The sequence below is a fragment of the Micromonospora sp. NPDC049799 genome, assembly GCF_040656655.1.
In the GTDB taxonomy this organism is placed as follows: Bacteria; Actinomycetota; Actinomycetes; order Mycobacteriales; family Micromonosporaceae; genus Micromonospora.
Genome location: NZ_JBFAMU010000137.1, coordinates 1 through 11,218 on the forward strand (window position 1 = coordinate 1; position 11,218 = coordinate 11,218).

Annotated in this window: 11 protein-coding genes; 3 read left to right on the forward strand and 8 right to left on the reverse strand. The window is 71.4% G+C overall.

The features are described 5' to 3' along the window. On the reverse strand, nucleotides 1-512 hold a 512-nt coding region (locus tag AB0I76_RS13255; RefSeq protein WP_357034148.1), incomplete at its 3' end, for an ACT domain-containing protein. A 140-nt stretch (nucleotides 513-652) separates the two neighbouring features. After that, the gene (locus AB0I76_RS13260; RefSeq protein WP_357034150.1) at nucleotides 653-1,351 is read right to left on the reverse strand and encodes an amino acid-binding protein; all 699 of its coding nucleotides are present in this window, start codon (nucleotides 1,349-1,351) and stop codon (nucleotides 653-655) included. Nucleotides 1,352-1,499: 148 nt separating this feature from the next. On the opposite strand from AB0I76_RS13260, the gene AB0I76_RS13265 reads away from it, so the two are divergent. Together AB0I76_RS13265 and AB0I76_RS13270 are read left to right on the forward strand one after the other, a co-directional pair. Next, on the forward strand, nucleotides 1,500-2,570 hold the full coding sequence (locus tag AB0I76_RS13265) for a phosphotransferase family protein (RefSeq protein WP_357034152.1): 1,071 nt from the start codon (nucleotides 1,500-1,502) through the stop codon (nucleotides 2,568-2,570). Continuing rightward, entirely contained in the window at nucleotides 2,570-3,790 is a 1,221-nt protein-coding gene (locus tag AB0I76_RS13270) for an acyl-CoA dehydrogenase family protein (RefSeq protein ID WP_357034154.1), read from the forward strand. Before AB0I76_RS13265 ends, AB0I76_RS13270 begins: the two co-directional genes overlap by 1 nt. A 136-nt stretch (nucleotides 3,791-3,926) precedes the next feature. Here AB0I76_RS13270 and AB0I76_RS13275 read toward each other — a convergent pair whose 3' ends face one another. From AB0I76_RS13275 to AB0I76_RS13300, 6 genes are all read right to left on the reverse strand, one after another. Next, entirely contained in the window at nucleotides 3,927-4,973 is a 1,047-nt protein-coding gene (locus AB0I76_RS13275) for a LacI family DNA-binding transcriptional regulator (RefSeq protein WP_357034156.1), read from the reverse strand. A gap of 84 nt (nucleotides 4,974-5,057) precedes the next feature. Beyond that, entirely contained in the window at nucleotides 5,058-6,491 is a 1,434-nt protein-coding gene (locus AB0I76_RS13280; protein ID WP_357034159.1) for a GH1 family beta-glucosidase, read from the reverse strand. Further along, nucleotides 6,488-7,330, reverse strand: a complete 843-nt coding sequence (locus AB0I76_RS13285; RefSeq protein WP_357034161.1) for a carbohydrate ABC transporter permease — start codon at nucleotides 7,328-7,330, stop codon at nucleotides 6,488-6,490. The genes AB0I76_RS13280 and AB0I76_RS13285 overlap by 4 nt, the downstream gene beginning before the upstream one ends. Before the next feature lie 10 nt (nucleotides 7,331-7,340). Continuing rightward, nucleotides 7,341-8,312 carry a sugar ABC transporter permease gene (locus AB0I76_RS13290; protein ID WP_357034163.1) on the reverse strand — a complete coding sequence of 324 codons (972 nt, stop codon included), beginning with the start codon at nucleotides 8,310-8,312 and terminating at the stop codon, nucleotides 7,341-7,343. 109 nt (nucleotides 8,313-8,421) lie between these two features. Further along, the gene (locus AB0I76_RS13295) at nucleotides 8,422-9,711 is read right to left on the reverse strand and encodes an extracellular solute-binding protein (protein ID WP_357034165.1); all 1,290 of its coding nucleotides are present in this window, start codon (nucleotides 9,709-9,711) and stop codon (nucleotides 8,422-8,424) included. Between the two features lie 365 nt (nucleotides 9,712-10,076). Next, entirely contained in the window at nucleotides 10,077-10,622 is a 546-nt protein-coding gene (locus tag AB0I76_RS13300; protein WP_357034167.1) for a plasmid pRiA4b ORF-3 family protein, read from the reverse strand. Nucleotides 10,623-10,775: 153 nt separating this feature from the next. Between AB0I76_RS13300 and AB0I76_RS13305 the strand changes: the two genes are divergently transcribed. Further along, nucleotides 10,776-11,218, forward strand: a 443-nt coding sequence (locus AB0I76_RS13305; RefSeq protein WP_357034169.1) for a dihydrofolate reductase family protein, incomplete at its 3' end; no start/stop codon positions are given.

Below are 11,218 nucleotides of genomic sequence, written 5' to 3' on the forward strand. Positions count from 1 at the left end.
GCGACGGTGGCCGCCAGCTCCACCAGGGCCTGCGCCCGCGCGTACTCGGCCGGGGTGAACCCGGGGGCCGCCCGTCGCAGCGCGTAGGACCCCCCGCCCGGGTCGGCCAGCACCATCGTGGTGTCGAAGATCCCGCCCGCCTCGGCCCGAGCCGGCCGCCAGGTGACGGTGTCCGCGCCGAGCAGGGCGCGCAGCGCCTCCCCGGTCCCGTCCGGATCGCGGACCAGGCGGTTGGCCAGACCGAGCACCCGGGTGGGCTGGTCCGCCAACCCGCGCGCCTCGCTGCGCGCCACCCAGCAGTCCCGGCCTCGTCCCCGCTCCACGGCGGCGAGGAGGTCGGCCTCGTCGAGGTTGTCCGGCGCGTCGACCAGGAAATCGTCGACCGCGCCCCGTTCGGTCGTGTGCACCTGCACGGTGAGGATGTTGACCCCACGCAACGCCAGGCTCGCCGTGAGGACCGACAGGTAACCCGGTCGGTCGTCCACGGTGGCCCGGATCCGCCAGAGCGTCATGGTTGTCTCCCTTCCCCGGTACGACCCTCGCCGCTGGCTGTTGCCGGCCGGTTGCCTCGGGGTGACGGGTCCGGTTCCGCCGGTGCGGTCTGCGCCACACCCCGTGGCCCGGATCGCGTTCCGGGCCCACGCGCGGTCGCTCAGGTGGTCACCGGCGGGGCGCCGACCAGGTCGAGCCGGTCGCCGAGGATCACCGCGCTGGCCCGGACCAGCTGCGCCAGCCGGTCCACCTCGGTGGAGTGGAAGGCGGGGGCGGCGAGCGTGTCGCTGCGTTCCCGCGCCACCAGCAGGACCAGGCCCGCCCGCCCGAACGGCGCGACCGCGAAGTGGTCGCCCTCGGCCGTGGTGATCGCCCGGGCCCGCAGTGGCGTGATCTCCGGCAGCTGCGGCGGCACCGGGGTCCGCCAGCTCGCGTGCCCGACGGTCGCCTCGCTGCCCGCCCCGGCGCGGGACGCCCAGTCGACCGGGACGACCGCCGCCACCGCCCAGTCGGCGGCCAGCAGGCCGGGCACCGCGTCGACCAGGGTGGCCAGCCCGTCGGCCGGGTTGCCGGCCACCTGCGCCAGCAGCTCCGCGTCCTGGCCGGTGGTGGTGGGGGCGCCGATCGCCCGCCACACCCCGTCGACCTGCACGCCGGGGATCGCCGCCAGACCGGCCAGCAGCCGCTCGACCCGCGCCGCGCCGGGCCACACCACGGTGAAGTCGTCCACCGCACGGCCGCCGAGCCGTTCCAGCACCACCACCTGGACGATGTCCGCGCCGGAGACGCCCATGGTGCGCGCCACCTGACCGAGGGTGCCCGGACGATCCGGCAGGGTGACCCGAACTCGCAGCAACATCGGTGAACCTCCGCTCGGCGGGCCGGCACGGCGGCCGGCAGGCTGGTGCCCAGCCTGCCCAGTGACCATTTCGTCCCCGTTGCAGCGGCATGTCCCGGGGGCAAAATCCGACCTTGACAAGAAAGCTGAGCTGCCATCAACTAATCGGATGACCGAGCCGGCCCTCCAACCGCACGCCCCGACCCCCACACCCCGGGGGCTGGACCTGGACCGGCTCGCGACGTACCTGACGGAGCACCGTCCCGAGCTGGCCGGCGGCGAGCTGCGGGCCACCCTCATCGCCGGCGGCAAGTCCAACCTCACCTACCTGCTCCGGACGGGCGGTCAGGAGGTGGTGCTGCGCCGGCCGCCGCTCGGCCACGTGCTCGCCACCGCGCATGACATGGCCCGGGAGTTCCGGGTGATCTCCGCACTCGCCCCGACCGACGTACCGGTGCCGGCCGCGCTGCTGCTGTGCGAGGACGCCGAGGTGATCGGAGCGCCGTTCTACCTGATGGAACGCGTCCGCGGCGAGGTGTTCCGCAGCCGCGGTCAGACCGACCCGCTCAGCGCCGCCCAGCGGCGGGACCTGGCCATGGCGATGATGGACACCCTCGCCGCGCTGCACACCGTCGACCCGGCGGAGGTCGGCCTGGCCGACTTCGGCCGCCCCGAGGGCTACCTCGCCCGGCAGGTCCGGCGCTGGGCCGGGCAGCTCGACCGTTCCCGCAGCCGCCCGCTGCCGGGCATCGAGGAGCTGCGCGACCAGCTCGCGGCCACCGCCCCGGAGGGCGCCAACGCCGGCCGGATCGTGCACGGCGACTACCGGCTGGACAACCTGCTCGCCACCGTCGATCCGGTCGCGGTACGGGCCGTGCTGGACTGGGAGATGGCCACCCTCGGCGACCCCCTCGCGGACCTCGGGCTGCTGCTGACCTACTGGGACGTGCTCGGCGACAGTGATTCCGCCGCCGGCAACCCGGTCGCCGACGGCCTCGGCCCGCGCGCCGGCTTCCCCGCCGGCGCCGAGCTGATCGAGCGGTACGCCGGCCGCAGCGACGTCGACGTCGGCCCGCTGCACTGGCACGTCGCGCTCGGCTGTTTCAAGCTCGCCGTCATCTGCGAGGGCATCCACTACCGGCACACGCTCGGCCAGACGCTGGGTGAGGGGTTCGACCGGATCGGCGACATGGTGGAGCCGCTGGTCGCACACGGACTGCTCGCCGTCAGGGGGAAGTGATGGACTTCGCGTACGACGCCCGCACCGAGGAGCTGCACGGGCAGCTCACCGCCTTCCTCGACGAGTGCGTGTACCCGGCCGAGCCGGTGCACGCCGAGCAGGTCGAGGCGACCGGCGACCCGTGGGCGCGGCCGGCCGTCATGGCCGAGCTGAAGGCCGAGGCGCGCCGGCGGGGCCTGTGGAACCTGTTCCTCCCCGACCCGCGCTACGGTGCCGGGCTCACCAACCTCCAGTACGCGCCGCTGGCCGAGCTGACCGGCCGCAGCCCGCACCTGGCCCCCGAGGCGCTCAACTGCGCCGCGCCGGACACCGGCAACATGGAACTGCTCACCGAGTTCGGGTCCGACGCCCAACGGGACCGCTGGCTGAAGCCGCTGCTGGAGGGCGAGATCCGGTCGGCGTTCTGCATGACCGAGCCCGGGGTCGCCTCCTCCGACGCGACCAACATCGCCACCCGGATCACCCGGGACGGCGACGAGTACGTGATCAACGGGCGCAAGTGGTGGTCCTCCGGTGCGATGGACCCGACCTGCGAGATCTTCATCGTGATGGGCAAGACCGACCCGAGCGCCGACCGGCACCGCCAGCAGAGCATGGTCCTGGTCCCCCGGGACACCCCCGGCGTGACGGTCCGCCGGGGCATGCGGGTGTTCGGCTACAGCGACGCCGCGCACGGCGGGCACGCCGAGATCGACTTCGACGACGTCCGCGTACCGGCGGAGAACCTCATCGGCGCGGAGGGCACCGGTTTCGCGATCGCCCAGGCCCGGCTCGGCCCGGGCCGGATCCACCACTGCATGCGGCTGATCGGCATGGCCGAGCGCGCCCTGGAGCTGCTCTGCCGGCGGGCGGTCGAGCGGGTCGCCTTCGGCCGGCCGCTCGCCGAGCAGGGCGTGGTGCGGGAGTGGATCGCCGAGTCCCGGGTCCGCATCGAGCAGGCCCGACTCCTGGTGCTCAAGACCGCCTGGTTGATGGACACCGTCGGCAACAAGGGCGCGCACACCGAGATCCAGGCCATCAAGATCGCCACTCCGGCGATGGCGGAGTGGGTGATCGACAAGGCCATCCAGGGGTACGGCGGCGCGGGCGTCAGCCAGGACACCCCGCTCGCGGCGCTGTGGGCCGCCGCCCGCACCCTCCGCCTTGCCGACGGCCCGGACGAGGTCCACCGGTCCTCCCTGGCCAAGCGCGAACTCCGCCGCTGGACGACACCCGCCTGACGGGGCGCGGCGTCCCGCGCCGCCGGCGGGCGGGCCGGTCATACCCGCAAGATCGTGCTCGATCCGTGAAGTAGTGGCCTCCCCCTGCGTGGGATGCCACTGTTTCCCACATCGAGCGCGATCTTGCCCGGCGCGGTCAGGCGGAGGCGCGTTCGATGAGCTGGGTGTCGAGCAGAAGGTGCGGGGAGGACAGCTCCTCGCCCCGGATGCGGCTCACCAGCAGGTGTGCCATCTGCCGGCCCATCTCCTCGACCGGCTGGAACACCGTGGTCAACGGCGGATCGGCCTGCCGGGAGATCGGCGCGTCGTCGAAGCCGATCACCGCCACGTCGTCGGGGACCCGGCGACCGGCCTCGCGCAGCGCCCGCAGCGCGCCGAACGCCATCAGGTCCGAGGCGACGAAGACGGCGTCCAGGTCGGGGCAGGCCTCCAGCAGCCGGCGCATCCCGGCCACCCCGCTCTCCTCACTGAAGTCGCCGTACGCGATGAGGTCCTGGTCGAGCCCGCCCCCGGCGGCCTTGACCGCCTCCTTGTAGCCGGTCAACCGTGCCAGGCCGGCGCCCATGTCCTGCGGGCCGGCGATGGTGGCGATGCGGCGCCGCCCCCGGGCGGCGAGGTGCTTCACCGCGTTGCGGGCGCCACCGACGTTGTCCACGTCCACGAACCAGGCCGGCTGGGCGCCGGGGCGCAGCATCCGGGCCGGACGGCCGCCGAGCACGGTGGGCAGGCCACGCTCCTCCAGCAGGGTGGGCAGCGGGTCGGCGTCGTGCAGCGACAGCAGCAGGACACCGTCGACGTGCTGGTTGGTGAGGTGGTGCTCGACCCGTTCCCGCTCGATCGGGGACTGCACCATGGCGAGCCAGAGCTGGAGCGGGGTCTCCAGCAGCCCGGAGCTGACGCCCCGGACGATGCCGGCGAAGAACGGCTCCGTGAAGACCCGGTCGCCGGATTCGGACACCACCAGGGCGATGGAGTCCGTGCGCTGGGTGACCAGGGCGCGGGCGGCCCGGTTCGGCACGTAGCCCAGCTCGGCGATGGCCTGCTGCACCGCGGCCCGGGCCTCGGGGCTCACCTGGGGCGAGCCGTTGACCACGCGGGAGACCGTGCCCCGCCCTACACCGGCGCGGGCGGCGACCGCGTCGAGGGTCGGGCGCCCGAGCGACCGGGTGCGCTGCGTTGTCATCGTCTGCTCCTCCGACGTCGGGCGGACCCGGTGCGACCCCCGCGGGGGTGCGGCACCGGGACCGCCCGGATGGCTGGCCCGAGCCTATTGTGCGGCCAGACCGTTGCGTCGGATCACCTCGGCGTACCACCTGGCGCTGGACTTGGGGATGCGGACCTGGCTGTCGTAGTCGACGTGGATCATGCCGAACCGCTTGGTGTAGCCCCAGGCCCACTCGAAATTATCCATCAGCGACCAGGCGAAGTAGCCCCGCAGGGGCACGCCCGCCTCGATGGCCTCGTGCGAGGCACGCAGGTGGGCGTCGAAGTAGGCGAGCCGGTCGACGTCGTCGACCTCCCCGTCCACCACCGTGTCGACGAAGGCGGAGCCGTTCTCCGTGACGTACAGGGGCAGGTCGGTGTACTCCTCGTGGACCCGCCGCAGTGTCTCGGTCAGGCCGGGGGCGTCGATCTCCCAGTTCATGTCGGTGACCGGCACGCCCCGGGTGACGAAGCGGACGTCCTCGCTGCCCGGCCAGCACGACGGCGCCCGCCAGTACGCCTCGGGCTGCTCGCCCGGGACCGGGGCGGCCACCACGTGCCGGCTGTAGTAGTTGATCCCGACCAGGTCCAGCGGGCTGGAGATGGTCGCCAGGTCACCGTCGCGCACGTGTCCGAAGTCGGTCACCCCGGCGAGGTCGGCTGTCAGGTCCGCCGGGTACGCGCCGCGCAGCAGCGGGTCGAGGAAGAACCGGTTGGCGAGCCCGTCGATACGCCGGGCGGCGTCCACGTCGCCGGGCGCGTCACTGGCCGGGGTGACCGGGTAGAGGTTGACGGTGACGCCCACCTCGGAGGTCGGGCGGGCGGCCCGCAGCGCCTGCACGCCGAGGCCGTGACCGAGCATCAGGTGGTGCCCGGCGCGGACCGCGTCCGCTCCGTCGGAGCGGCCCGGCGCGTGCACGCCGGAGCCGTAGCCGAGGAACGCCGAGCACCACGGCTCGTTGAGCGTGGTCCAGTAGCGGACCCGGTCGCCGAGCGCGTCGGCGACGAGCGTGGTGTAGTCGGCGAACCGGGCGGCGGTGTCCCGGGCCGGCCAGCCGCCGGCGTCCTCCAGCGGCTGCGGCAGGTCCCAGTGGTAGAGCGTGAGCCACGGCTCGATCCCGTGGCTCAGCAGCTCGTCCACGAGCCGCCGGTAGAAGTCCAGGCCGGCGGCGTTGGCCGGGCCGGACCCGCCCGGCTGCACCCGGGGCCAGGAGACGGAGAACCGGTACGACTTCAGGCCCAGCTCGGCCATCAGCGCGACGTCGGAGTCGAGCCGGTGGTAGTGGTCGCAGGCCACGTCGCCGGTGTGCCCGGCGACCGTCCGCCCGGGGGTGTGGCTGAAGGTGTCCCAGATCGACGGGGCCCGGCCGTCCTCGGTCGCCGCGCCCTCGATCTGGTACGCCGCGGTGGCGGCACCCCACAGGAAACCGGGCGGGAAGGTCAGCGGCGGACGCTCGGCGAGTGCACCGGCGGCCGGCGGGCGGGCGGGGTTGCTCACGATTTGACGGCACCTTCCATGATCCCGCCGATGATCTGGCGGCCGAACAGGAGAAAGACGAGCACCAGGGGGATGGTGCCGACCGCGGTGGCGGCGAAGACCTGGGAGTAGTCGGTGTAGTAGGCGTACGAGAGGAAGGAGAGCGAGACCTGCAGGGTCGGGTTCTCCGGGCTGAGGATCGCGTACGGCCAGAGGAACGAGTTCCAGGTCTCCATGAAGGTCAGCAGACCGAGCACGCCGGCGGCCGGGCGCAGCGCGGGCAGCACGATGCTCCAGTAGATCCGGAACGTGCTCGCGCCGTCGACCCTCCCCGCCTCGATCAATTCGTCGGAGATCGCCTGGCTGGCGTACTGGCGCATCATGAACACGCCGAAGGCGCTGACCAGGAACGGCACGGTGACGGCGTAGAGGGTGTCGTACCACTTCAGGTCCTGCATCATGCCCCAGAGCGGGATGAGGCCCATCTGGGTCGGGATCATCATGGTGACGATGATCGACAGCAGCAGGACGTTCCGACCCCGGAACTTCAGCTTCGCGAAGGCGAACCCGGCCAGCGACCCGGTGAGCACCACCGACAGGGTGACCACCGAGGAGACGATGATCGAGTTCATCATGCCCTTGAGGAAGTTGGCCGCGTCGTTGTCGAGCACCCGGCCGAAGTTGTCACCGAACGCTCCGGCGGGAGTCAGGGGCGGTGGCACGTCGTTGATGGAGTCCAGGCTGCGGGTGCCGATCACGATCATGTAGTAGAAGGGATAGATCGACAGCAGCGCGGCCAGGACGAGCGCCACGTAGGTCAACGGACTGGTGCGCCACAGGCGCTGGGAACCCGAGATCACCGAGCTCTCCTCACTTCGCCGAGCGGCGGACGAGTAGGAAGTTGATCAGGGACACCACGACGATGATCATGAAGATCGCCCAGGCGACCGCGGCGCCGTAGCCAGCGGTGTTCAGGTTGACGATGCCCATCTCGTACATGTACATGGCCAGCGTCTGGAACTCCCGCTGGTTGCCGCCGATGATGTTGCCGTTGCCGAAGAGCAGCGGCTCGGTGAAGAGCTGCATGCCGCCGATCGTGGAGAGGATGACCACGAAGATGAAGGTCGGCTTGAGCATCGGCAGGGTGATCTGCCAGAACTGCCGCCACTGGCTGGCGCCGTCGATCGCCGCGGCCTCGTAGAGGTCCTTCGGGATGGCCTGCATGCCGGCGAGCAGGATCAGCGTGTTGTAACCGGTCCACCGCCAGTTGACCATGGAGGCGATGGCGGTCCAGGAACTCCACCGGTGCCCGTCCCAGTCGACCGCCTCGACACCGACGAGGCTGAGCAGCCAGTTGAACAGACCGAACTCCCGCTGGAACAGCATGCCGAAGACGATCGCGACCGCGGCCACCGAGACCACGTTCGGGACGAAGATGGCCATCCGGAAGAAGGTCTTGGCGCGCAGGAACGTCCGGTTGAGCAGGTTCGCCAGGAAGAGCGCGAGGAGCAGCTGCGGGATGGTCGACAGGGCGAAGATGCCGATCGTGTTGCGCAGCGCGTTCCAGAAGTACTCGTCGGACAGCAACCGGGTGTAGTTGTCGAAGCCGATGAACGAGTGGTCGCCGATCATGTCCCAGTCGTGCAGCGACATCCAGGCGGTACGCACCATCGGGTACAGCCCGAACGCGCCGAAGATCAGGAAGAACGGGGCGATGTAGAGGTACGGCGAGTACTTGAGGTCGAGGCGGTTCAGGAGATAACCCCGGCGACGTCGGTGAGGGACGTCGGGAGACGGGGGTGCTGCTGGCGACGGTGGGGCCGTCGTGGCCGACAGGCTCATGCGAGTTTCCTTTTCCGGCGAGGCCCGGGGGCCCTCGCGCAGGGCGCTACGCGGAGGGGACCAACCGGTGGCGTCCGGGAAGTCCCGAACGCCACCGGCGGGGAATCACTCAGAAGGCACCCTGAGTCTTCGCGTCCTTCGTGAACTGCTCCCAGGCCTTGGCCTTGTCGGCCTGCCCGTTCTCGAACGCCCGCAGGGCCGGCTCCAGCGCGTTCTCCTTCACCGCCTGGTGCTTCGGGCCCAGGTGGATCGGCTGGATCTTGGCGACGCTGTCGCCGAAGATCTTGCCGGTCGGCGCGTTGCTGAAGTACTCGTTGGTGTAGTTGAGGAAGGCCTCGTTCTTCAGCGCCTCCAGGTTGGTGGGCAGCGGGCCCTTGGCCTTGAAGGCCTCCACCTGGCTGGTGGCGCTGGTCAGGTACTCGGCGAGCTTCGCCGCCTCCTTCGGGTACTTGCTCTGCTCCGGAACGGCGAGCCACGAGCCGCCCCAGTTGCCGCCGCCACCCGGCACGGCCGCCACGTCCCACTTGCCCTTGTTGGCCGGACCGGAGTTCTCCGAGACGATGCCGAGCATCCAGGACGGGCAGAAGGTGGCCGCGAAGGTGCCCTGCTTGAAGCCACCCGACCACTCCGGCGACCAGGTGGACGCCTTGGCGGAGATGTCCACCATCGAGGTGGCGGTCTCCCAGGCGTTCTTCACCGCGGGGCTGGTGTCCGCGATGATGTTGTTCTCCTTGTCGTAGAACAGATCGCTGCCCTGCTGGAAGAGAACACCGTTGGAGACGGCGGTGATCGAGTCGATGAACGCCTTGCCACCGCTGCCCTGCTTGTACTTCTTGCCGGCCTCGTGGAAGCCCTTCCAGTCCGGCCAGAGCGCCGACACCTGGTCCCGCTCGGTGGGCAGGCCGGCCGCCTGGAACAGGTCCTTGCGGTAGCAGACGGCGAGGCTGCCGACGTCGGTCGGCAGGCCGATCAGCCGGCCGTCCGGTGCCTTGCCGAGCTCCCACTTCCAGGGCAGGTACTCCTTGGAGTGGTCGGCGACCAGCGGCGTGAGGTCAGCCCAGTTGCGAGGGTTGGCCTTGAACTCGTTGAGGATGCCCTCTTCCAGGGCGGTGACGTCGGCCGCGCCCTTGCCCGTGGCGAGGTAACGGACCAGCTTGGGCCGGTACTCGCCGAGCTGGGCGGTCTTGCGCAGCTCGACCTTGATGCCGGTGTCCTTCTCGTACTGCTTGATGATCTCGTCGTAGCCGAACTCGCCGAACGTGTCGACGACCAGCTTCGCCGGCTTTTCGCCGGCGGCCGGCGTGTCGTCGTCGTTGCCGCATGCCGCGAGACCGCTGACGGCGGTGATCGCGGCCAGGGCGACGGCCGCCAGGCGGGTGCGCCGCGTGGTGAGGCTCATCCTGACCCCTCTTTCGGTGGTGAGGCTTGTCTGTCGGGTGTGGTGGGGGGTGCCGCGGCGCGGGCCGGAGCCCGGTGCCGACGGGCGGTCTCGCCGGCACGGACGGGTGATCCGCGCCACGCCGGGAGCGCTCCCATGAGATTGCCGGGGGGTGTCGGGGGTGTCAATAGGCCGTTGGGAGCGTTCCCAGATCGTTACCGCGGGGAGGTTTCACGGTGGCGCTCCGCAACGGGCCTCGGCAGAAACGGTTCAGTTGCCCTGGTGAGGACCCTGCCCCGCTGCTGACACCACCCGGACAGGGCGCGGCGGGCCGCCGAACGGCGTTGAACGCCGAAACGGTTCAGTGAACCGGCCGGCAGAGACCCTCAGCAGAGGCGACGTAGCAGCGTCGACACCGGACCGGCCTCGAAGGCGGCCGGGTCGAACCGGTCCCCCACCCAGTCACGCATGTCCTGGTGCTCGGGATGCCCGGGATCGGCCAGCGCGGCCAGCAGCAGCTGGTAGCCGGACGGCCCACCGACTCCCTCGGGCGGGCCGGCCCGCTCCCCGTCCAGGCAGGACGGGTAGCGCCCCTCCGGGTCGGCGGTGAAGACGTCCTCCACCACCAGGTCGTGTTCCCACCAGTCGCCGAAGTCGTACGTGTAGTGGAACCGGCTGCCCTTGCCGACGACCGCGTCCAGCCGGACGTCCAGCTCGTCGTCCAGGGCCAGCTCGCCGTCCGGGTCGGGCTCGCCGTACTGCGCGCCGTCGATCTCGAACGAGTGCAGGTGGCAGTCCCGCCACCCCACCGCGTGCTGCACCACCCGGTGCACACGGTCGAGGGTGTAACCACCGGGCACGAGCACCCGGCGCCAGACCGGCGGCCGGACCCCGGTCAGGGAGATCCTCAGTTGGAAGATCTGACGCGGCATAGGGGTCCCACCCTCCTGAGGGAACTAGGCTGCGAGCATGATCTGCCGAGCGTGCCGGGCCAGGCGGCACGACGACTGTCCGGGTCGGAACTGGTGCGACTGCCAGCACCGTACCCCCCGACCCACCCCTCCGGTCACGGGTCCGGCCGGCGAATGAGCGTCGGGATTCCGATCTCGCGGCTCTGGCCCGACCCATCCGGCGAGCCCCTGGACGACGCCGCGCTCACCGCTCTCTACGGCCGCGCCGACCGTCCCCACCTGCGGGTCAACTTCGTGACCAGCGTCGACGGCGCGGTCACGGTCGACGACTACTCCGCCGGTCTCTCCGGCGAGCCGGACAAGCGGGTGTTCGGGCTGCTGCGGATGCTCTGCGACGCCCTGGTGGTCGCCGCCGGCACGCTGCGCCACGAGAACTACCGCGCGGTCCGGCTCGACGAGGGCCGGCGCGCCTGGCGCCGCGCGCACGGCCTGGCCGAGTACCCCACGCTCGTCGTGGTCTCCGGCTCGCTCGACCTCGACCCGGGGCAGGCGGCCTTCGCCGACGCCCCGGTGCGGCCGGTGGTGCTCACCCGGGCCGACGCCACCGCGCCGCCCGG

Bases quoted from the DNA above. Each gene is read 5' to 3' on its own strand.
- AB0I76_RS13260 (WP_357034150.1), bottom strand. From the start codon at position 1,351: ATGTTGCTGCGAGTTCGGGTCACCCTGCCGGATCGTCCGGGCACCCTC.
- AB0I76_RS13295 (WP_357034165.1), bottom strand. From the start codon at position 9,711: ATGAGCCTCACCACGCGGCGCACCCGCCTGGCGGCCGTCGCCCTGGCC.
- AB0I76_RS13290 (WP_357034163.1), bottom strand. From the start codon at position 8,312: ATGAGCCTGTCGGCCACGACGGCCCCACCGTCGCCAGCAGCACCCCCG.
- AB0I76_RS13275 (WP_357034156.1), bottom strand. From the start codon at position 4,973: ATGACAACGCAGCGCACCCGGTCGCTCGGGCGCCCGACCCTCGACGCG.
- AB0I76_RS13300 (WP_357034167.1), bottom strand. From the start codon at position 10,622: ATGCCGCGTCAGATCTTCCAACTGAGGATCTCCCTGACCGGGGTCCGG.
- AB0I76_RS13265 (WP_357034152.1), top strand. From the start codon at position 1,500: ATGACCGAGCCGGCCCTCCAACCGCACGCCCCGACCCCCACACCCCGG.
- AB0I76_RS13270 (WP_357034154.1), top strand. From the start codon at position 2,570: ATGGACTTCGCGTACGACGCCCGCACCGAGGAGCTGCACGGGCAGCTC.